This window comes from Sporosarcina sp. UB5 (assembly GCF_050859005.1).
Lineage (GTDB): Bacteria > Bacillota > Bacilli > Bacillales_A > Planococcaceae > Sporosarcina.
Genome location: NZ_CP125984.1, coordinates 1,558,194 through 1,580,123 on the forward strand (window position 1 = coordinate 1,558,194; position 21,930 = coordinate 1,580,123).

Below are 21,930 nucleotides of genomic sequence, written 5' to 3' on the forward strand. Positions count from 1 at the left end.
ACCCCCTCCTCTTGGTGACAATGTGGTCAGGAGGGGATCGATATGTTGCAAGACTATGAAATTACTAATTTGAAACAAAATAATCGGATAGATCGTTTCATGGCTGTTGTCGAGTTCATTCTCGTGCTTTTCCTTATCCAGTCCGCGTTGCTACTATTTACAGGGCAAGTTGAACAGGAAGAGGAAATTAGATTCCGGATTTTGTCGCATTCGAATGCGCCTGCTGACCAAAAGGTAAAAGAAGAAATCCGGCTTGTTATTGAGCCGATGATCAATGAAGCAATTTCGCAAGCTGCTTCGAAATCAGAAATTGTGGATAACTTAAAAGCGATTGAATCGACCATTTTGCAAACGGCGCAATCGATGGCGGGCGGACAGGATGTTAGCTTCGACCGGACAGCGGCGTTGTTTCCACCGAAGCGATCCGGCTTCGTTATTACGCCGCAAGCGCCGTATGATGCATATATTTTGAAAATTGGCAGTGGGCGTGGTGACAATTGGTGGTGTTCTTTATTCCCAAGAGTCTGTTTTCCAGAAAAAAATGTGGATAAAGACGAGGAAGAAAAAGTTACTTTCTTCGTTTGGGAGTGGATAAAATCGTTGTTTGACTGAAGTTATCCACGTGAATTGTGGATAAGGTGTATAGATTGTGTATAAATGGGGGTTTAAAACCGTGCATACTGAAATTGTTTCAGTGGATAACGATATGGATAACTTTGTGAGTTATCAACAAGCTGTGGATATACTAAAAAGTGGAGGCGTTGTCGCGTTCCCGACCGAAACGGTGTACGGCCTCGGGGCGCTTGCGACGGATGCGAAAGCGGTGCAACGAATTTTCGAGGCGAAAGGCCGTCCGTCTGACAACCCACTTATCGTACATATTGGCAATAAAGAAGATGTAAGCAATTATGCGGTCGATGTGCCGGAAAATGCGGACAAGTTAATGAATGCATTTTGGCCGGGCCCGCTGACGCTCGTTTTTCATAAAAAGCCTGGTGTCATAGCGGAAAATGTCACGCCGGGCTTCGACACGGTCGGCATCCGGATGCCTGATCATCCAGTGGCGTTAAACTTATTGCGTGCACTTGGTGGTCCGCTTGCAGCACCGAGTGCGAATCGGAGTGGAAAGCCGAGTCCGACAGAAGCGACGCACGTATTGACGGATCTTGCAGGACGGATTCCGCTTATTGTCGACGGCGGAAAGACAGGTGTCGGTGTTGAATCGACCGTTCTCGACATGACGTCGAATCCTCCCGAAATTTTACGGCCAGGTGGCGTAACACGCGAAATGATTGAAGATATAATCGGTCCAGTTCGCGCTGAAATCGAAGGTGCCAATGAGGACGATGCGCCGCGTGCCCCGGGCATGAAATATATGCATTACGCCCCGGAGTCGCCGCTTTTCGTCATTGAGCCGGACGAAACAGTGATACAGGAAGCAGTCAGGCAGCTTCACTCTGAAGGGAAAAAGGTCGCGGTCATCGGTCCCGACGAATTTACCATTCCCGAGGCGGATTGGTACTTCGCTGTCGGTCCGCTTCATGACGACGAAGCGATGGCGGCACATTTATACGGCTCGATTCGGCAATGCGATTTGACGGATGCTGATCTCATCCTAGCTGTTGGGACGGAAGCGGAAGGAGTTGGCGCTGCTGTTATGAACCGACTCTTAAAAGCGGCGGACGGAAAACGATTTAACGGCTAAAGAAATGAATGAATTGTTGACGACTAATTGTCCACATTCAACATATGAATAAATGAATGACCTCCTAAACGTGCGCATAAGATGGATGGATGCGGAAGTTGGGAGGTCAATTTATTGTTTGAAATATTCGCTGCAAGCGTCACAACAATTGATGTCGTTGTTGTCTTATCGTTGCTCCAATTGCGGAAAGGTAGGCTTGTTCTTGCGCTGTGGATAACATTTTTGAATTTTGTACTGCCTTTCGCGGGTTTCGTCATGGGGGATTGGTCTGCTGAGCTCTTTTCGGTATGGAGCCATTTACTGTCAGGTGTGCTACTTGCGATGATCGGTATCCATATGCTTCTGCAAGACGATGACAACAGCTTATTGAAACGACAGCTCCATCCGGCGGTAATTGCGCTTGCTGTCAGTTTGGACACCTTTTCGGTCAGTGTCTCTTTTGGCATGCTCCAATTGAATAAACTACTGTTCATCTTCGCTGCGAGTTTTCTATCGTTTATTTTTTCCTGTCTCGCCCTATACTTCGGACGTTTTTTAAGTGTCCGAAACGGTAAGCTACTTCGCATCATTGCGGGAGTGGCTTTAGTAGTAATGGGGATATTGTCATGTTTTTGATGCAATTATCTGTTTCTTTATTCGCGGCTATCGGGTATGCTAAAGGTAGGTGATGATGAATGAATATTTATTTTATTTGTACAGGGAATACGTGCAGGAGTCCGATGGCGGAGGCGATTCTCCGTTCGAAAGAAATTGAAGGCGTAACAGTGCGGTCCGCAGGAGTGAGTGCAATCGATGGGTTGCCGATTTCCTCGAATGCACAAACGCTCATTAACGAGGCGGACATGCCGTATACACCAGTTTCCAATGCTGTTACGGCGGAAGAACTCGAATGGGCGGACCTCGTGTTGACGATGACGATGTCGCATAAGGCGTTTTTGCTACATTCTTTCCCAGAAGTGGAAACGAAGACATTTACATTGAAGGAATTCGTGTCACCTGGAGAGTTCGGAGACGTACTCGATCCGTATGGCGGCAGCTTGGCTACCTATCGGATGACGTTTACTGAGTTGGGTACGTTGATTGAGCAGTTGATGATGAAGTTGACGGAGGATGGGGCATGAGTAGGAAGAAATTTGGTTTACGGAAAAAATTGGTTTTCTTCGTTGTAGTGCTTGCAGTAATTACGTATTCGATAAGTGCATTGTTCATTAATTACGTTCGTCCGGAGTTTTTTCCGAACGTCCAACCATTTGTATTTGAAATTAGTACATATGTGTTAGGGATTTTATGGTCGGGTATATTGGCGGCCTTATTTAGTACAATTTTGACGAAGCCGTTGCAAAACTTGGAGAAGGCGGCAATTGAAGTGGCGGACGGGAAAATTGGCACGGATATCGAGCTGCCAAAGTCGTCTGACGAAATCCGTTCTGTCGCGGAAGCGTTCCAGCAGCTCGTCGTCAATTTGCGGACGATCGTCACGGAAATTGAGACGAATTTCGAGCGGACGGCGCAAACAGTCGACAAATTGTCAGGTGAGACGAGCAGTGCGGCGACACAAGCCGATGCGGTCGCTTCAACCATTATGGAGATCTCTTCAGGCGCAGAAGCTTCGGCTGTTGCCATTCAAGAAACAGCGGAAGCGATTGAAGATGTACGATCGCTTGCAGCGGAAGTGAGTAGACGTGCAGATGATTCGTCCGAACAGTCGAGGGAAATGCTAGAAGAGCTCGAGCGCACGACAGATGTGTTTAGGACGCTTGTGAAAGGGATTCGCGACATGTCGAATCAGAGCGAGCAGTCGCTAGGCACAATACGCGAACTGAATCACAATGCGCAGAAAATTGGCGAAATCGTTCAGCTCGTCGGCAGCATTGCGGGCCAGACGAATTTGCTAGCATTGAACGCGTCCATCGAAGCGGCGCGTGCCGGGGAGCATGGAAAAGGCTTCGCAGTCGTTGCTGAAGAAGTACGTGTTCTTGCAGATGAAAGTGCGAAAGCGGTGCATAGTATCGACGAACTTGTGAAGATGATTCAGGCTGATGTCTTGAAAGTTGTGCAAGAAATGGAGAGGCAAGTAAGTACTGCTGCGAACGAAGCGAACCGTGCTGACGCGACGAGCGGCAACGTCGAAGCGATGGCAGAAAAGGTGAACGATATGGCGAGTTCTGTCGTTAAAATTTCGGAACTTGTCGAACACCAACTGTCGAATATTGAAACGACTGCAAGACAATCGCAGGAAGTAGCGGCTATCGCGGAACAAACATCGGCAGGTGCACAAGAAGTACGCGCCGCAACGGAAGAGCAAGTAAAGTCGATTGAGCAGACAGATGAGATGGCAAACGAATTGAAGAAGCAATCCGAAGATTTGTATAAAGTTATCAGTCAATTTGATCGTTCGTGAATAGAACATTTCATAGAATATTTTAAATTTATTTCACAGCCCGAAATAGTCATTCCAGGGCTGTGTTTTTTTGTGGATCAGTGGTAAAATAATTTAGAGTAAATTAAGAAAAGAGGGGACGCAATGAAAATCGCAATCTCTTCGGATCATGGTGGCAATCGCTTGCGCCATGAAATTATGGACTTATTATCGGAACTCGGTTTGGACTATGAGGATTTCGGTCCGGACTCCGATGAATCGGTCGATTATCCGGATTACGCCAAACCAGTAGCAGACGGCGTCGCAAGTGGGAAGTTCGATCGGGGCATCCTCGTTTGCGGCACAGGGATCGGAATGTCGATCGCTGCGAATAAAGTGAAAGGAATTCGTTGTGCACTCGTTCATGACGTCTTCAGCGCGAAGGCGACGAGAGGGCATAACGATTCAAATATACTTGCCATGGGAGAGCGCGTCGTCGGACCAGGTCTCGCACGGGAAGTAGTGACAGCGTGGTTAGACACTTCATTTGAAGGTGGCCGTCACGAGCGACGTGTCGCCAAATTGTCAGAGCTCGAAAAATAAGTGAGGTGAGCAAGGCAATGGATGATGTATTGAAATTATGGAAGCTTCAACTTGAACAGTTGCTATCGGAAATGGCAGAGCAGACAACATTTACGCCAGGCACATTTTTCGTCGTCGGCTGCTCGACATCCGAAATTGCAGGCAAACGGATCGGGACAGGTGGCGCACTTGAAATCGCCGAAGCGCTCTTCGTACCGTTGCACGCATTCGCTAGTAAGCATGACATATTTTTAGCATTCCAAGGCTGCGAACATATTAACCGCGCCTTGACGATCGAGCGTAAAGCTGCAGAAAAAGCAGGTCTCGACACCGTATCCGTCATTCCAGCAGCAACTGCCGGCGGATCGATGTCGGCGTATGCGTTTGAACAGTTGGACGACGCGGTCATCGTCGAATCGATCCGTGCACATGCAGGAATCGACATCGGCCAGACGTTGATCGGCATGCACTTAAAGCCGGTCGCCGTTCCACTTCGTACGTCCATCGACAAAATCGGGGATGCAGTCGTAACGATCGCGACGACCCGGCCGAAACTAATCGGCGGTGAACGGGCGATTTACAAACGCCTATTGGAAGACTAACGGAACTTCACAACATGCACCTACAAACAGAAAACGAGAAAAGGGGAAATGGAATAATGGATTTAAGCAATGTGAAACGCGAAGATACAGCTGTATACGAAGCAATTATGGCGGAAAAGAACCGCCAAAACGCAAATATCGAACTAATTGCATCCGAAAACTTCGTGACAGAAGCAGTTATGGAAGCACAAGGATCTTATTTAACGAATAAATACGCTGAAGGCTATCCAGGCAAACGCTACTACGGTGGCTGTGAGCACGTCGACGTCGTTGAAAACATCGCGCGCGACCGTCTGAAAGAAATTTTCGGAGCAGGCTATGCAAACGTACAAGCTCACTCCGGAGCGCAAGCGAATATGGCTGTTTATTTCACAATTCTAGAGCCGGGCGACACTGTACTCGGCATGAACCTTTCCCACGGCGGGCACTTAACGCACGGTAGCCCAGTAAACTTCTCGGGTAAACTGTATAACTTTGTCGAATACGGCGTAAGCAAAGAGGACGAGCGTATCGATTACGAAGACGTCCGTCAAAAAGCACTTGAGCATAAGCCGAAATTGATCGTTGCGGGTGCAAGTGCATATCCACGTGCAATTGACTTCGCGAAATTCCGTGAAATTGCTGATGAAGTCGGTGCATATTTAATGGTAGATATGGCGCACATCGCAGGTCTTGTTGCAGTTGGCGAGCATATGAATCCAGTGCCACACGCGCACTTCGTTACATCGACGACGCATAAAACATTGCGCGGACCACGTGGCGGTCTAATCCTCGTGAACGAACAATTCGCTGAAGAATTCGGCCGCAAAATCGATAAGTCAATCTTCCCTGGCATCCAAGGCGGTCCGCTCATGCACGTCATCGCTGCAAAAGCGGTTGCATTCGGCGAAGCCCAAAAGCCTGAGTTTAAATCGCATATTCAGCAAGTAAAGAAAAATGCTGCTGCCCTTGCGGAATCTTTAATGGCTGAAGGTGTCGACATCGTATCAGGCGGAACGGACAACCACTTGTTGCTCGTCAATTTGAAATCGCTTGGCATCACAGGCAAGATCGCTGAACACGTCCTTGACGAAGTCGGCATCACTGTCAATAAAAATACAATTCCATTCGACACGGAAAGCCCATTCGTCACATCCGGCATCCGTATCGGAACACCAGCCGTCACAACACGCGGTTTCAAAGAAGAAGAGATGAAAGAAGTCGGTTCCATCATCGCTACTCTATTGAAAAACCACGAAGACGAAGCGACGAAAAAAGAAGTGGCTGAGCGCGTCAAAGCACTAACAGACCGTTTCCCACTTTATGCATAATAGATCCATCCCCGCTCTCTATTCGAGAGCGGGGATTTTTTATAATCCGTCACCGAATAACTCAAACAATTCAACATTAAAGAACATCTGTCACATTGTGCGTTCGGCGATGCAGGAATCGACACGTTTCTGTTATAATGTACAGGACATTCCGAAAAGGAGCGATAGTAATGGCGAAAGTACATGTATTCGACCACCCACTCATCCAGCATAAATTAACACATATCCGTGACGTAAACACGGGAACGAAGGAGTTTCGCGAGCTCGTCGACGAAGTAGCGACGTTAATGGCGTATGAAATTACACGCGATCTTCCGTTGGCAGAAGTAGAAGTGGAAACACCGGTCCGCGTAGCAAAGTCCAATGTATTGGCAGGTAAGAAACTAGGAATTGTACCGATCTTGCGTGCAGGCATCGGCATGGTCGATGGTATTTTGAATTTAATTCCAGCGGCGAAAGTCGGACATATCGGCTTGTTCCGTGATCCGGACACATTGCAACCTGTTGAGTATTTCGTAAAACTTCCATCTGACGTATCAGAACGTGAATTCATTCTCGTTGACCCGATGCTTGCAACAGGCGGAACAGCAGTAGAGGCAGTAAATTCATTGAAAAAACGTGGTGCGAAAAACATCCGCTTCATGTGCTTAATTGCAGCTCCTGAAGGCGTGAAAGTATTCACGGAAGCACATCCTGACGTTGATGTATACATCGCAGCGTTGGACGAAAAATTGAACGAACACGGCTATATCGTTCCAGGCCTCGGTGACGCAGGCGACCGTCTATTTGGCACAAAATAAGGACGGATGTAAAAAAAGAACGAAATAATGGGGAAGGCGTGAATGGATTGAAACGGAAATGGAAAGTGATGACGATATTCGGTACGCGGCCGGAAGCGATTAAAATGGCGCCGCTCGTACTCGAACTGCAAAAGCATCCGGAGGAGATCGAATCGATCGTCACGGTAACTGCGCAACATCGTCAAATGCTCGACCAAGTTTTGCATGCATTCAACATCACACCAACGTACGACTTAAACATTATGAAAGATCGTCAAACGCTCATCGACGTCGCAACTCGCGGATTAGAAGGGCTCGACAACATTATGAGAGAGGCACAGCCTGATATCGTGCTTGTCCATGGTGATACGTCGACGACATTCATCGGCAGCCTTGCCGCGTTTTACAATAAAATCGCGGTCGGCCACGTCGAGGCAGGACTCCGCACATGGGATAAATTCTCCCCGTATCCGGAGGAAATGAACCGCCAACTTACAGGCATCATTGCCGACCTTCATTTCTCGCCAACTGAAAAGTCCGCGGAGAATCTATTAAATGAAGGAAAACAAAAAGATCGGATTTATATTACCGGAAATACGGCGATTGACGCGCTCCAAACGACGGTACGGGAAGACTATCACCATCCGATTTTCGATCAAATCGGAGACGACCGACTTATCCTCCTTACCGCGCACCGACGTGAAAACTTAGGTGAGCCGATGCGCAACATGTTCCGTGCGATTAACCGGATCCTTGAAAAGCATCCGGACACACAAGTTATTTATCCGGTCCATATGAATCCGGCAGTGCGTGAAGTGGCAGATGAAATTCTTGGCGGTAACAAGCGAGTTCATTTAATCGAACCGCTCGAAGTCGTCGATTTCCATAACTTTGCTGCCCGCTCGCATATTATTTTAACCGATTCAGGTGGCATCCAAGAAGAAGCGCCGTCGCTCGGCAAACCAGTTATCGTCCTCCGCGACACGACTGAACGTCCGGAAGGGATCGAGGCAGGCACGCTGAAACTTGCCGGTACCGACGAAGACACGATTTTCAACTTGACAGACACGCTACTAAGTGACGAAGCGGAATATAGTGCGATGGCGAAAGCATCCAATCCATATGGAGACGGCCATGCATCTGAACGAATCGTTAGCGCGTTGAAAGAATACCTTTCTTCATTAAAGTGACGTAATGCTGTCTCATCAGTCCGTAATTGTATGTGCAACCCCTTGTCGCATTGGGGTTTTCCGCGAATGGAAAACCAGGGAAAATCCCAACTTGGCAAGCCGAAATCGCTCGGCATATAAATATGTCGATTATTTGACAACAAGCGGAGTTTGTGAAGAATTTCACGGGAATCAATTGACATCAAAATGCCCCTATTGTATGCTAGCAAAGGGTAATAACGATAGGGATTTTGCGTATGATAAATGCCTCGACAGTAAGCTTCTAGGCGTTCCTATCAACTTCATTGGACATCGTTCCACGAGAACCCCATGAGTGTGCTCGATGGCAACGCCTCCTGGTGGTCAGTTGCTTACGGCGATTCACTTACATTTATAGGTTCCGACCTTTTTCGGAGTCTCTATCCGTACAAGCCCTAGTAGGGAAGCGGCTTTAACCGTTTGGCACATCCTTTGTACGACACCCCCCTTTTCGAAATCGCCAGACCCGAAAAATACGAATCAGGAGAATCACCTATCATGCAGACATTGCGACACATTTTTAATAGGCAGAAGAAAATGCTCTTTTTTTTGCTCGCACTGTTTGTCATCGGATGGGCTTTTACTGAGTTCAAACAGGTTTTTGGTGGATTAATCTTAGGCTCCTTGTTCGGACTGTATAATTTCCATATTCTTGTCCGGAGAGCGGAAAGTTTTGAGCGGAAGATTTCGGGAGGGAAAGAAACAAAGTCAATCGGAGGAACCGCATTGCGATTCGGATCCGGCGTGGCTGCGGCGGCCATAGCGCTGTTGATGCCGGAAAAATTCGATCTGATCGCTACAGTGATCGGACTGATGATTCCATACGTTCTGTTATTCGTTGACAGAATTGTAGTCCACGTAAAGCATTACTAACTGACACGCATAAGGGAGGTGAACGAAACGTGAACCATGAAAATCCGGAACTCATACTATTCGGATTAAGCTTTAACCCGGCAAACATCCTAACACTTTTTGTCACATGTTTAATCGTTTTTCTCATTGCCGTTATTTCGACGCGCAATTTGCAAATTAAACCGACAGGCATGCAGAACTTCATGGAATGGGTCATGGATTTCGTTAAAGGAATTATTAAGAACAATATGGACTGGAAAACAGGTGGCCGTTTCCACGTACTCGGGATCACCTTGATCATGTTCGTTTTTGTTGCAAACGTGCTCGGGTTGCCGCTAGCGGTAGTTTGGGACGATAAGCTTTGGTGGAAATCGCCGACAGCAGATCCTGTCATTACGATGACACTCGCAGCAACGGTTATCACTTTGTCACACTATTACGGTGTGAAATTGCTCGGTGTAAAAGGATACTTCAAATCGTACCTTCAACCGATGCCGTTCTTGGCACCACTTAAAGTTATCGAAGAGTTTGCAAACACGTTGACACTCGGTCTACGTCTTTACGGTAACATTTTCGCAGGGGAGATCCTTATCGGACTTCTTGCATCACTTGGAGCGTCCAGTATTTTCGGATTAGCTGGAGCATTGCTTCCGGCACTTGCTTGGCAAGGATTCTCGGTCTTCATTGGAGCAATCCAAGCATTTATCTTCGTTATGTTAACGATGGTCTACATGGCACATAAAGTCCAAACAGACCATTAAACATATATTGCCCCTTTTTAGGGATAATAAAAAAACAATAAAAAACATGAAATTTTAGGAGGATATTACATTATGGTAGGTTCAGTAGGTCTTTTAGCAGCAGCAATCGCAGTTTCTCTTGGTGCATTTGGCGCGGCTATCGGTAACGGTATGATCGTTTCAAAAACAATTGAAGGAATTGCACGTCAACCAGAATCACGTAACGTTCTAACAACAACAATGTTCATCGGTGTTGCGTTAGTTGAGGCTCTTCCAATCATCGCAACAGTTATCGCGTTCATCGTAATGAACCGCTAATTAGTTAAGAAACTTGTATAAATGGCGAAGAGCGCGGCAAACTGCCCTTCGCCATTCATTTATGTAACAACTGACGTTTGAAATAGAAGTTTAAAGTTAAAAATTAAGAATGATGTTCATTCTATAGTATATCGAAAATTGACATGAGCTCTTGAAGGGAGTGAAACAATCGTGTTTGGAAATACCTTCATCCTATTGTCGGCAAACGGCGGAGGATTTTTGTCAGCATTGAATGGCAGATTGAACTTAGGCGATATTATCGTCACTGTACTATTCTTCACGGTTCTCATGGTTCTACTTAAAAAGTTCGCATGGGGCCCACTTATGGGCGTGATGGATCAACGTGCTCAATTAATTGCAAATGAAATCGAAGCAGCTGAAAAAAGCCGCTCTGAATCACAACAGCTATTAGAAGAGCAACGTTCTCTTTTAAAAGAAGCGCGTGATAACGCACAAGCGATTGTTGAAAATGCGCGTAAGCAAGGCGAAACACAACGTGAAGAGCTACTTACAGCAGCACGTGCAGAAGTGAACCGGATGAAAGAATCCGCTACACTTGAAATCGCGACAGAGAAAGAAAAAGCAGTTGCAGCTGTCCGCGAAGAATTCGTTTCACTTTCAATTTTGGCAGCATCCAAAGTACTTGGAAAAGAAATCTCCGAGGAAGACAACCGTGCTCTAATTGAAGAAACGATTGTGAAGGCAGGCGAAAGCCGATGAGTAATTCGGTCGTAGCAAAGCGCTATGCTACTGCATTATTCGAACTAGCTCAGCTACGCGGTCTTACCGGTCCAATTCAGGAAGAAATGAAAGAATTGACGAAGGTATTCCGTGATAATAAAGAACTTAGTGAACTATTTGGTTCTCCGAAGTTTACAGCAGCGAAGAAGAAGGAAATGATCGCGAATATTTTTAAAGGCGTCAATCCGCTCGTATTGAATACATTACATGTGCTATTAGATGCGAAGCGTATGGATGAAGCGCAAAATGTGTTCGAAGAATTCCACGCGCTTGCGAATAATGCTGCGGGAATCGAAGAAGCGAAAGTATACTCGACACGCCCATTAACGGAGCAAGAGTCGAATGCTATTTCAGCTACTTTTGCAAAAAAAGTTAACAAACAATCTTTACGTATTGAAAATATCATTGATCCAAGCCTAATCGGAGGCATTCGCCTTCAAATCGGCAATCAAATTTACGACAGCAGCTTGAGCTCTAGTCTCGACAAACTGCAACGTAAATTGATCGGATCCTAATTTGAAATTGAGGGGTGACATACATGAGCATCAAAGCTGAAGAAATCAGCACGCTGATAAAGCAGCAGATTGAAAACTATCAGTCTGAGATGGAAGTAAGCGAAGTCGGTACGGTTATCAAAATCGGTGACGGTATCGCTCTTGCTCATGGCCTCGACAACGTCATGGCCGGAGAACTTCTTGAGTTCTCTACAGGTGTCATGGGTATGGCTCAAAACTTGGAAGCGAACAACGTAGGTATCGTTATCCTCGGACCATACACAGATATCAAAGAAGGCGATGAAGTACGTCGAACTGGCCGTATTATGGAAGTTCCAGTCGGTGAGGAACTAATTGGACGCGTAGTAAATCCACTCGGTATGCCGGTAGATGGACTCGGTCCAATCGCAACGACGAAAACTCGTCCAATCGAAAGTCCTGCACAAGGCGTTATGGCGCGTAAATCCGTTCATGAGCCACTACAAACAGGCATTAAGGCGATCGATGCACTTGTACCGATCGGCCGTGGACAGCGTGAATTGATCATCGGTGACCGTCAAACTGGTAAAACAACTGTCGCAATCGATGCAATTCTAAACCAAGCTGACCAAGATATGATTTGTATTTATGTTGCAATCGGACAAAAGGAATCCACAGTTCGTGGGGTTGTTGAAACACTCCGTAAACACGGTGCGCTTGATTACACAATCGTTGTAACAGCATCTGCTTCTCAACCAGCTCCATTGCTATTCCTAGCACCATACACTGGTGTAACGATGGCTGAAGAATTCATGTTCCAAGGCAAGCACGTTCTTGTTGTTTACGATGACCTATCGAAACAAGCAGCTGCTTACCGTGAACTTTCACTACTACTTCGCCGTCCTCCAGGTCGTGAAGCTTACCCTGGTGACGTCTTCTACTTGCACTCCCGTCTACTCGAGCGTGCAGCGAAGTTGAACGATACATTAGGCGCAGGTTCAATTACTGCTCTTCCATTCGTTGAAACACAAGCTGGAGACATCTCTGCTTACATTCCAACGAACGTTATTTCCATCACTGATGGACAAATCTTCTTGCAATCGGATTTATTCTTCTCGGGTGTACGTCCAGCGATCAACGCCGGTCTTTCCGTATCCCGTGTTGGTGGTTCCGCGCAAATTAAAGCGATGAAAAAGGTTGCGGGTACACTCCGTCTTGACCTTGCAGCTTACCGTGAGCTTGAAGCGTTCGCAGCATTCGGTTCCGACCTTGACGCAGCGACGAAAGCGAAACTTGACCGTGGAGCGCGCACAGTTGAAGTATTGAAACAAGACTTGAACAAGCCGCTTAAAGTTGAGTACCAAGTTGTCATCCTTTATGCATTGACACGCGGACTTCTAGACGACGTAGCCGTGCAAGACGTTCTTCGCTTCGAAAGCGAATTAACGAGCTGGCTCGAATCGAACCACACTGAAGTTTATGATCATATCCGTACGACAAAAGACCTTCCGTCTGATGAAGTGATGAAAGATGCGATTAACGCATTCAAGAAGAACTTCGTATCATCCGAAGCGTAATTCGAAACGTATCTAAGGATTTTGATCTAATTAAACAATAAGGTGGTGAATTGCCAGTGGTATCATTACGCGATATAGAAAACCGTATTAAATCGACAAAGAAGACGAGTCAGATTACGAAAGCGATGCAAATGGTGTCGGCTTCCAAATTGAACCGTGCGGAGATGAATGCAAAAGCGTTCGTCCCTTACATGGAGAAAATTGAGGAAGTTGTCGGCGCAATCGCAAGCGCAAAAACCGACTCCGAGCACCCGATGCTCGTGAGCCGTCCAGTGAAGAAGACAGCTTATATTATCGTGTCTTCCGACCGCGGTCTCGTTGGTGGTTACAACGCGAACATCTTCCGTGCGGCTAGACGTGCAATTGAGCAACGTCACGCATCGAAAGACGACGTGAAAATCGTCGCTATCGGACGCAAAGGACTTGAGTTCTTCCAGCGTCTCGGATATGAAGTCGTTGAAAGCCTTGTCGGTGTATCCGACCACCCTTCTTTCGATGAAATAAAATCAATCGCGAATCGAGCTGTTGGCATGTTCACAGAAGGCGAATATGATGAAGTGTACTTGTACTACAGTCACTACATCTCCGCCATCTCCAGTGAAGTGACGGAAAGGAAATTGCTTCCGCTCACGGATCTTTCATCAGCGTCAGCAACGACTTCGTATGAATTTGAGCCTTCCGCGGAAGCGATTCTTGAAACGCTTCTACCGCAATACGCGGAAAGCCTCATCTACGGAGCGGTGCTTGATGGAAAAGCGAGCGAACATGCTTCCAGTATGACAGCGATGAAGACTGCTACAGATAATGCATCTGAATTGATCGATTCATTGACTCTTTCATTCAACCGTGCACGTCAAGCAGCAATTACGCAGGAGATTACAGAAATCGTCGGCGGAGTTGCCGCTCTCGAATAATCGCATATTTTGAACGGGAAAAGTAAGACAGGAGGGAAAATCATGAGTAACGGACAAATTCTTCAAGTTATGGGTCCGGTCGTTGACGTTAAATTCGAAAACGGTCAACTTCCAGCGATCTTTAACGCATTGAAGGTCCAAATTGAACGTCCGAACGCGGAAGCTGAAACGTTGACGCTTGAAGTCGCACTTCACCTCGGAGACGACTCAGTACGTACGATTGCGATGTCATCTACAGATGGCCTTAAACGTGGTGCTGCTGTTACAGATACAGGCTCAGCAATCTCAGTTCCAGTTGGGGAAGTGACACTTGGTCGCGTATTCAACGTACTTGGTGACGTAATTGACCTTGGTGAGGAGATTCCGTCTGCTGAAAGACGCGATCCGATTCACCGTGAAGCTCCAAAATTCGAAAACCTTTCAACTGAAGTTGAAATTCTTGAAACAGGTATTAAAGTTGTTGACTTGCTTGCACCATACATTAAAGGTGGTAAAATCGGCCTCTTCGGTGGTGCCGGTGTAGGTAAAACAGTTCTTATCCAAGAACTTATCAACAACATCGCTCAAGAACACGGCGGTATTTCTGTATTCGCAGGTGTTGGTGAGCGTACACGTGAAGGAAACGACTTGTTCCATGAAATGACAGACTCTGGCGTTATTACGAAAACGGCAATGGTATTCGGTCAAATGAACGAACCACCTGGCGCACGTATGCGTGTTGCTCTATCTGGTTTGACAATGGCAGAATACTTCCGTGACGAACAAGGCGCAGACGTTCTTCTGTTCATCGACAACATCTTCCGCTTCACACAAGCAGGTTCTGAAGTATCCGCACTTCTTGGCCGTATGCCATCTGCCGTTGGTTACCAACCAACACTTGCAACAGAGATGGGTCAGCTTCAAGAGCGTATCACTTCAACTAACGTAGGTTCTGTTACATCGATCCAAGCGATTTACGTACCAGCCGATGACTATACGGACCCGGCTCCGGCTACGACATTCGCTCACTTGGATGCAACAACAAACCTTGAGCGTAAACTATCTGAAATGGGTATCTACCCTGCGGTTGACCCACTTGCTTCTACTTCACGCGCACTAAGCCCTGAAATCGTTGGCGAAGAGCACTATGATGTAGCACGTCAAGTACAAACAACATTGCAACGTTACCGTGAACTTCAAGATATTATCGCGATCCTTGGTATGGATGAATTAAGTGAAGAAGACAAGCTAGTCGTAGGACGCGCACGTCGTATTCAATTCTTCCTATCACAAAACTTCCACGTTGCTGAGCAGTTCACAGGACAAAAAGGTTCTTACGTACCAGTTGCTGAAACTGTTAAAGGCTTCAAGGAAATTTTGGATGGTCGTTACGATCACCTTCCGGAAGATGCATTCCGCCTCGTCGGACGTATCGAAGAAGTTATCGAAAAAGCGAAAAGCATGGGCGTAGAGGTCTAATACAGGATCAGGAGGGAAACAAATGAAGACACTCAAAGTCAATATCGTCACTCCCGACGGACCTGTTAGCGAAACAGAAGCGAATATGGTAATTGCCACAACAGAAATTGGTGAAATCGGGATCCTTCCCGGCCATATCGCAATGGTTGCACCACTCCAAATTGGTGCCCTTCGCCTGAAAAAAGACAACTCGACTGTACATGTCGCCGTTCATGGCGGGTTCATCGAAGTTCGTCCGGATGTTGTCACCGTATTAGCACAACAAGCTGAATTGGCTTCCGACATCGACATCGCTCGCGCTGAACGTGCAGCGAAACGTGCGGAAGAAAAACTACAAGCCAAAGCAGACAAACTTGAAATGCAGTTGGCGGAGCTCGATCTAAGAAGAGCTATCAACCGACTCAATGTTTCAAAACAGAAATAATAGATGTGACTAATGGCGGGCAGAGGGAGTCTTTTCTTCTGCCCGCATTTTTTCTTATGTGGAAATTTTAGACAGAAGAGTTGAATTTTGTTAGGGGTTTGCGGTGGAATGAGAACTCTTAGCACATGAACGAGCTATATACCTTAAAGGAGGCATGACGAATGAATGACGTTTTTGCACATAACCCGATGCTTGCCATCGTCTCGCATATATTTTTCATCGGCCTGTCATTTTATGCGCTACAAGCAATCATGCCAGAAAAAATAATAAAAAAGCACCACGTTTTTCAAGCACAATTGCTCTATATTTTATTAAGTTTTGCGATCGGTTCGGCCGTATCAAATTTCTTTTTGGACATATCCTATTGGTCAGGAAGGATACCTACAATGTTTAACTAAGTTTTGGCGTATAAAAATCGGGTACATAACAAATAGGCGATTGACCTGCTCACAAACGCTTTTAAACCACAGGTTCCATGTCATCGCCGCGTCTACATACATACGAATGTGTACGGGGCGATGGCATGAAGTGAAAATCTTACTCCCGGCAATTCTTGGCAATTGCGTAAGACAATCGACAATCAAAGTCGAGGAAAGCACACAAATCGACAAATGTGTACATATTATAGACTATCTTCAGATAGACGGGAAAATAGCTCTGTGGTTACTTGTTTAATAATGTAGAGCGTTGTAGAATAGTATGTGTTTTTATGTTTAATTTATGATGAAAAAAATCAATGGAACTAATATGGCAATAGTATAAATTTTGAGTCGGAGGGGCTTTTTGTGGATAAAATAATTATTAACGGTGGACGCGTCCTAAATGGACACGTGCGTGTGGAAGGTGCCAAAAACGCGGTATTGCCGATTTTGGCAGCTGCATTGCTCGCGTCGGACGGTCCCAACATCATACGCGATGTACCGAATCTTTCGGATGTCTCCACGATCAATGAAGTAGTGAAAAGCCTGAACGCGAAGGTCGACTATGACCCAGCTAGAGGGCAAGTGATTATTGATTCAACTGAACAGCTTGCGAGCGAAGCTCATTTTGAATATGTTCGTAAAATGCGTGCGTCTATTTTGGTCATGGGACCATTACTCGCTCGCAACGGTTTCGCACGCGTAGCTTTACCTGGCGGATGCGCAATTGGCTCAAGGCCAATCGATCAGCACCTAAAAGGGTTCGAAGCGATGGGGGCAGAAATTACATTCGGACATGGACATGTTGAAGCGAAAGCCGAAAACGGTCTGACAGGCGCTAAAATCTATTTAGACTTCCCAAGCGTCGGCGCAACAGAAAACATTATGACAGCAGCAGCTCTCGCAAAAGGGACGACAATTATCGAAAACGCGGCGAAAGAGCCGGAAATTGTCGATTTAGCGAACTTCATTAATGAAATGGGCGGTAGAGTCATCGGTGCTGGTACGGATGCAATCCGGATTGAAGGCGTCGAAAAACTACACGGAACGATCCACCATATCATTCCAGACCGTATCGTAGCAGGTACATTCATGGTCGCAGCAGCGATTACAGGCGGCGACGTTACGATCGAAAACGCCGTTCCTGAACATAACGCAGCGTTAATTTCTAAGCTCGGCGAAATGGGCGTTGTCATTACTGAATTGGACGAAGGCTTGCGCATACAGGCGAAGCATCCGTTAAAAGCGGTCGATCTGAAAACGATGCCGCACCCAGGATTCCCGACAGACATGCAATCGCAAATGATGGCACTTATGCTAACGGCATCCGGAACAGGCGTGCTCACAGAAACGGTATTCGAAAACCGCTTCATGCACGTTGAAGAATTCCGCCGCATGAACGCCAATGTCAAAATTGAAGGACGTTCAGTGATCATCTCAGGACCATCCAATTTGCAAGGTGCTGAAGTCGCAGCGACAGATCTTCGCGCGGCAGCTGCACTCATTTTGGCAGGCCTCGTTGCGGAAGGCGTCACACGCGTCACAGAACTAGATCATTTGGACCGCGGCTATGTCGATTTCCATACGAAATTGAAAGCGCTCGGCGCAGACATCGAACGCGTTTCATCGGAAGAAACGAAAACAGAAACCGAAAAGCAACTCGTGTAACAGCACTTTTCATAACCTACAAAAACTGCTCCTCGTCATTACTGCGAGGGGCGGTTTTTTTTGAATGAAATGCGAGGCTTTATCATACAATCGAATATGGACAAACTACTAGCCGTATTATTCATCGTACTACTATTCTTCATTCCCATCCTCATGAAAACGACAGTCGAACCTGAGAAAACCGTGGCAATGGACGATCCGTGCGCAATCTATATAACTGTGGAAGGGGTGGACAAGCCTTTGCCACTTGAGGAGTACGTTATTGGAGTCGTCGCAGGCGAAATGCCAATCGACTTCCACGACGAAGCCTTAAGGGCACAAGCGATTGCAGCTCGGACATACGTACTACGGACGACAGACGGAGGCAAGAAGCCGATTGCTGCAACCGTCTCCGCCCAAGTACACAAAACCGTTCAGGAACGAAAAGAACGGTGGGGGAAAAAATTTAAGCAAAACGAGAAGAAGCTCCGTGAAATCGTCGCCACGACCGAAGGAGACACAATTGTATATGGGAATGAAATGATCACCGCAATGTTCTTTTCAACATCGAATGGAAAAACTGAAACAGCACAAAACTATAGCGGCAATCCAATACCTTACTTGCAAAGCGTGGAAAGCCCGGGTGAGGACTTAGTCGCGGCTGAAGTGGAAAGGCGCATCGACTTACCGATTGCGTTGTGGAATGAAGCACTCGGATCCGAATGGAAAGCCGATCGATTCAAAAGCCTCAAGCTCGTTCGCAATCAAACGGGTCGCGTGCAAAAAGCCGTATCAACAGACTTCGAAATGAGTGGACGAGAAATGCGGGAAGCACTCGGACTCGCCTCCACAGACTTTGACATCGCCTATGACGTTACGAATGAAATCGTCCTCATCACAACGAAAGGATACGGACACGGAGTCGGCATGAGCCAATACGGCGCCGAAGCCTTTGCCCAGAAAGGATGGACCGCCGAAAACATACTTACCTACTATTATTCCGGCACAACAATAAAAAAGTTTGAAATAGACGAATCGGAATGTTTAAAATAACCAACACTTGCAAACAATAGCAAGTGAGGTGATGACAATGCGAGAAGAAAAATCGAAATCTCCTTCTCAGAAGAATAAGAGTCAGAAGAAGAATAGATGGTTCTGGCCGGCCATCTATGCAGGGATCGCGATCGCCCTCGTCGGCATGATTTGGGGTTACAACGCTATAAAGGGCCCGAACGAAATTGCCGACGCAACAGATCCAAACGATCAGCCACTAGTCGAAACAAATGCTTCAACCGAAGTACTCAAATTCCCATTCAATGAGGAATATCTCGACAACGTAGCCATTATACAAGAGTACTATGATGCTGAAGCCGATGAAGAGTCACGTGAAAACGCACTACTCGTCTTTAACCAAATGTATGTTACAAACAAAGGAATCTCGATCTCGATGGATGGCCAACCATTCGAAGTCGTCGCAGCCCTTAGCGGAACAGTGACAGATGTCATTCTCGATGAATTCCAAGGCGGCAAAGTCAAAATCGAACATGCCAACGGAATGACAACATTTTACAGCTCCTTGACCGGCGTCCTCGTCAAAATAGGCGACGAAGTCATCCAAGGCCAATCACTCGGAACCGCCACAAGCAACGAATGGAATGCCAAAGCCGGTACACACCTGCATTTCGAAGTGCACAAAGACGGCAATCCAATCAACCCGCGCTCATTGTTAGGATTCTAACGAACAAAACCACTCTTTTCGTGAGAGTGGTTTTTTTATTGAGCGCGACCGCGGACGATTTTTGATACCTTGTTACTTCTGATCGCGCAAAGTGAAATGGATAATTACTGTTTTACGGAAATCTCTTTCTAACTAGTATTGAGGTGTAAAGCAGACCATTTAAATTGTCAAAAGCATTTGGCGCGAATTACTATCCGGCGTCCAAAGCGACGTGCTCCGCGTCCAAAGCGACGTGCTCCGCGTCCAAAGTATCGTGTCCCGCGTCCAAAACGCCGCCTCCCGCGTCCAAAAACTATCCGATAACACGCCTGTAAAAGAATAAACAAGCCACCTCTGTCGCGCGTTGACATAACTGGGCCGCACGCCGCATAAGATAAAGGAAGAAACGGAGCTGACAGAGAAAGGAAGAGGGCGTGCACGAGCAAATTCGGAGGCGATGCGTGCGCCTCGGCAAAATGTTGCTGGACACTGGACTTACCGTACGGGCGCTGGCGAAATCGACGGGCTATTCGAAAAGCACGGTTCATAAAGACTTAACGGAACGGCTGCCGAATGTAGACGCGGAGTTGTCTGAAGAAGTCGCCAAAATACTTGCCTATCATAAGTCTGTCAGACATTTAAGAGGCGGTGAAGCAACACGGATGAAATGGATGAATGAGAATAAGAAAGCCCGCAACACGTAACGAGAATAGACGGGGACAATCGACCATCCTTGCAGGAAGGCGGACACCCTGTCTTTTCACATGGAAAAAATTAAGTTGTTCAACCGATTCAATGATCCCATCTCCCCATTCCCCCCTGAAATGTCAAAAGGACTACGCATAAGACGACCGTCAACATCACCCCGAAAAGCTACACTATGAAACCCCAATCGACACAAATCCCCAATACATCTATTGTTCAATGAAAAAATGCGAAATAACTGTCAATAATTGTGTTCAATAAAGAGCCATTATGGTACAATCTATAGTTAGGAGAATAGACTGTTCGTACTGAAGTCGGAAGGGGAAACGGGATTGATGTTTGCAAAGGATATCGGAATCGACCTTGGGACTGCAAATGTGTTGATTCACGTAAAAGGGAAAGGCATCGTTCTGGACGAGCCAGCAGTCGTCGCAATCGACAAACATTCTAACAAAGTGTTGGCGGTTGGAGAAGAAGCGAGTAAAATGGTAGGAAGGACGCCAGGCAACATCATTGCCATTCGTCCGATGAGAGACGGCGTAATCGCCGATTTCGACGTGACGGAAATGATGCTGCGTCACTTCATTAATAAATTGAATGTCAAAGGGTTTCTATCGAAGCCGCGGATCCTCGTCTGCTGCCCGACGAACATTACGAATGTCGAGCAAAAGGCGATCCAAGATGCAGCAGAAAAATCCGGCGGCAAAAAAGTGTATCTTGAAGAAGAGCCAAAAGTCGCAGCAATCGGTGCCGGTATGGACATCTTCCAGCCGAGCGGGAATATGGTCATCGATATCGGTGGCGGCACGACGGACGTCGCAGTGCTGTCGATGGGCGATATCGTCACGTCCGAGTCGATTAAAGCGGCTGGTGACATGTTCGACAATGACATTATTCAATCAATTAAACGAAAATATAAATTGCTCATCGGAGAGCGGACTGCAGAGACGATTAAAAAAGAAATCGCAACTGTCTTTCCGGGTGGCCGTAAAGAGCAGATGGATATTCGTGGACGCGATATGGTTACAGGACTTCCGCGCACAATTACAATTGATTCTGAGGAAGTGCGAGAAGCGCTCAACGAATCGATTGGCATGATCATTCAATCTGCGAAAAACGTTTTAGAGAAAACGCCGCCAGAACTATCTGCGGACATTATTGATAGAGGTGTTTTCCTCACGGGTGGCGGCGCGTTATTGCACGGAATCGACCAGCTACTCGCCGAGGAATTGAAAGTACCTGTGTTCGTATCGGACAACCCACTCGGTTGCGTAGCTATTGGGACGGGCATCCTGCTTGAGAACATTAGATAAGGTGCCATTAACGTAGCACTTTATTTGAATAAAATAGATTTACCAAAATGAAAACTCTATAGAACGACGATACACTAACGAATTGAT

The 21,930-nt window shown here is 46.6% G+C and carries 25 protein-coding genes; all 25 read left to right on the forward strand.

From position 1 onward, the window contains the following. Positions 1-42: 42 nt before the first annotated feature. The 25 genes from QM454_RS08180 (at position 43) to QM454_RS08300 (ending at position 21,843) form a co-directional block, all read left to right on the forward strand. Positions 43-612, forward strand: a complete 570-nt coding sequence (locus QM454_RS08180; RefSeq protein WP_432363678.1) for a stage II sporulation protein R — start codon at positions 43-45, stop codon at positions 610-612. Positions 613-673: 61 nt separating this feature from the next. Then, the gene (locus QM454_RS08185) at positions 674-1,705 is read left to right on the forward strand and encodes an L-threonylcarbamoyladenylate synthase (protein ID WP_432363680.1); all 1,032 of its coding nucleotides are present in this window, start codon (positions 674-676) and stop codon (positions 1,703-1,705) included. Between the two features lie 114 nt (positions 1,706-1,819). Further along, positions 1,820-2,320, forward strand: coding sequence for a manganese efflux pump MntP (locus QM454_RS08190; RefSeq protein ID WP_432363682.1), 501 nt, complete (start codon positions 1,820-1,822; stop codon positions 2,318-2,320). A gap of 59 nt (positions 2,321-2,379) precedes the next feature. Further along, positions 2,380-2,826, forward strand: a complete 447-nt coding sequence (locus QM454_RS08195; RefSeq protein WP_432363684.1) for a low molecular weight protein arginine phosphatase — start codon at positions 2,380-2,382, stop codon at positions 2,824-2,826. Then, complete coding sequence (locus tag QM454_RS08200) at positions 2,823-4,106, forward strand: methyl-accepting chemotaxis protein (protein WP_432363686.1); 1,284 nt, start codon at positions 2,823-2,825, stop codon at positions 4,104-4,106. Before QM454_RS08195 ends, QM454_RS08200 begins: the two co-directional genes overlap by 4 nt. Before the next feature lie 123 nt (positions 4,107-4,229). Then, the gene (gene rpiB, locus QM454_RS08205) at positions 4,230-4,667 is read left to right on the forward strand and encodes a ribose 5-phosphate isomerase B (RefSeq protein WP_432363688.1); all 438 of its coding nucleotides are present in this window, start codon (positions 4,230-4,232) and stop codon (positions 4,665-4,667) included. A gap of 17 nt (positions 4,668-4,684) precedes the next feature. Further along, positions 4,685-5,248 (forward strand): TIGR01440 family protein, encoded by a 564-nt coding sequence (locus QM454_RS08210; protein ID WP_432363690.1) that lies wholly within the window; start codon positions 4,685-4,687, stop codon positions 5,246-5,248. 56 nt (positions 5,249-5,304) lie between these two features. Then, positions 5,305-6,558, forward strand: coding sequence for a serine hydroxymethyltransferase (gene glyA / locus QM454_RS08215; RefSeq protein WP_432363692.1), 1,254 nt, complete (start codon positions 5,305-5,307; stop codon positions 6,556-6,558). A 170-nt stretch (positions 6,559-6,728) separates the two neighbouring features. Further along, positions 6,729-7,358, forward strand: a complete 630-nt coding sequence (gene upp, locus QM454_RS08220; protein WP_432363694.1) for a uracil phosphoribosyltransferase — start codon at positions 6,729-6,731, stop codon at positions 7,356-7,358. A gap of 68 nt (positions 7,359-7,426) precedes the next feature. After that, positions 7,427-8,527 (forward strand): non-hydrolyzing UDP-N-acetylglucosamine 2-epimerase, encoded by a 1,101-nt coding sequence (gene wecB, locus QM454_RS08225; RefSeq protein ID WP_432363912.1) that lies wholly within the window; start codon positions 7,427-7,429, stop codon positions 8,525-8,527. 516 nt (positions 8,528-9,043) lie between these two features. Further along, positions 9,044-9,418 (forward strand): ATP synthase subunit I, encoded by a 375-nt coding sequence (locus tag QM454_RS08230; RefSeq protein WP_432363696.1) that lies wholly within the window; start codon positions 9,044-9,046, stop codon positions 9,416-9,418. A 29-nt stretch (positions 9,419-9,447) separates the two neighbouring features. Next, positions 9,448-10,158 (forward strand): F0F1 ATP synthase subunit A, encoded by a 711-nt coding sequence (gene atpB / locus QM454_RS08235; protein ID WP_432363698.1) that lies wholly within the window; start codon positions 9,448-9,450, stop codon positions 10,156-10,158. A gap of 72 nt (positions 10,159-10,230) precedes the next feature. Next, the gene (gene atpE, locus QM454_RS08240) at positions 10,231-10,455 is read left to right on the forward strand and encodes a F0F1 ATP synthase subunit C (protein ID WP_432363700.1); all 225 of its coding nucleotides are present in this window, start codon (positions 10,231-10,233) and stop codon (positions 10,453-10,455) included. Between the two features lie 195 nt (positions 10,456-10,650). After that, positions 10,651-11,175 carry a F0F1 ATP synthase subunit B gene (gene atpF / locus QM454_RS08245; protein ID WP_432363914.1) on the forward strand — a complete coding sequence of 175 codons (525 nt, stop codon included), beginning with the start codon at positions 10,651-10,653 and terminating at the stop codon, positions 11,173-11,175. Beyond that, the gene (locus QM454_RS08250) at positions 11,172-11,711 is read left to right on the forward strand and encodes a F0F1 ATP synthase subunit delta (protein WP_432363702.1); all 540 of its coding nucleotides are present in this window, start codon (positions 11,172-11,174) and stop codon (positions 11,709-11,711) included. Before atpF ends, QM454_RS08250 begins: the two co-directional genes overlap by 4 nt. Positions 11,712-11,734: 23 nt before the next feature. Beyond that, on the forward strand, positions 11,735-13,246 hold the full coding sequence (gene atpA / locus QM454_RS08255) for a F0F1 ATP synthase subunit alpha (protein ID WP_432363704.1): 1,512 nt from the start codon (positions 11,735-11,737) through the stop codon (positions 13,244-13,246). Positions 13,247-13,302: 56 nt separating this feature from the next. Next, positions 13,303-14,160, forward strand: a complete 858-nt coding sequence (gene atpG / locus QM454_RS08260; RefSeq protein WP_432363706.1) for an ATP synthase F1 subunit gamma — start codon at positions 13,303-13,305, stop codon at positions 14,158-14,160. Positions 14,161-14,202: 42 nt separating this feature from the next. Beyond that, complete coding sequence (gene atpD, locus QM454_RS08265; protein WP_432363708.1) at positions 14,203-15,618, forward strand: F0F1 ATP synthase subunit beta; 1,416 nt, start codon at positions 14,203-14,205, stop codon at positions 15,616-15,618. A gap of 22 nt (positions 15,619-15,640) precedes the next feature. Then, positions 15,641-16,042 carry a F0F1 ATP synthase subunit epsilon gene (locus tag QM454_RS08270; protein ID WP_432363710.1) on the forward strand — a complete coding sequence of 134 codons (402 nt, stop codon included), beginning with the start codon at positions 15,641-15,643 and terminating at the stop codon, positions 16,040-16,042. 161 nt (positions 16,043-16,203) lie between these two features. Further along, positions 16,204-16,440: a DUF1146 family protein gene (locus QM454_RS08275; protein WP_432363712.1), complete on the forward strand. Its 237-nt coding sequence runs from the start codon at positions 16,204-16,206 to the stop codon at positions 16,438-16,440. A gap of 387 nt (positions 16,441-16,827) precedes the next feature. Continuing rightward, complete coding sequence (murA, locus tag QM454_RS08280; protein ID WP_432363714.1) at positions 16,828-18,129, forward strand: UDP-N-acetylglucosamine 1-carboxyvinyltransferase; 1,302 nt, start codon at positions 16,828-16,830, stop codon at positions 18,127-18,129. A gap of 69 nt (positions 18,130-18,198) precedes the next feature. Beyond that, complete coding sequence (gene spoIID, locus QM454_RS08285; RefSeq protein WP_432363916.1) at positions 18,199-19,161, forward strand: stage II sporulation protein D; 963 nt, start codon at positions 18,199-18,201, stop codon at positions 19,159-19,161. Between the two features lie 37 nt (positions 19,162-19,198). Continuing rightward, entirely contained in the window at positions 19,199-19,846 is a 648-nt protein-coding gene (locus tag QM454_RS08290) for a peptidoglycan DD-metalloendopeptidase family protein (RefSeq protein ID WP_432363716.1), read from the forward strand. A 413-nt stretch (positions 19,847-20,259) separates the two neighbouring features. After that, complete coding sequence (locus QM454_RS08295) at positions 20,260-20,529, forward strand: sporulation transcriptional regulator SpoIIID (protein WP_432363718.1); 270 nt, start codon at positions 20,260-20,262, stop codon at positions 20,527-20,529. A 336-nt stretch (positions 20,530-20,865) separates the two neighbouring features. Continuing rightward, positions 20,866-21,843, forward strand: a complete 978-nt coding sequence (locus QM454_RS08300) for a rod shape-determining protein (RefSeq protein ID WP_432363918.1) — start codon at positions 20,866-20,868, stop codon at positions 21,841-21,843. Positions 21,844-21,930 lie beyond the last annotated feature (87 nt).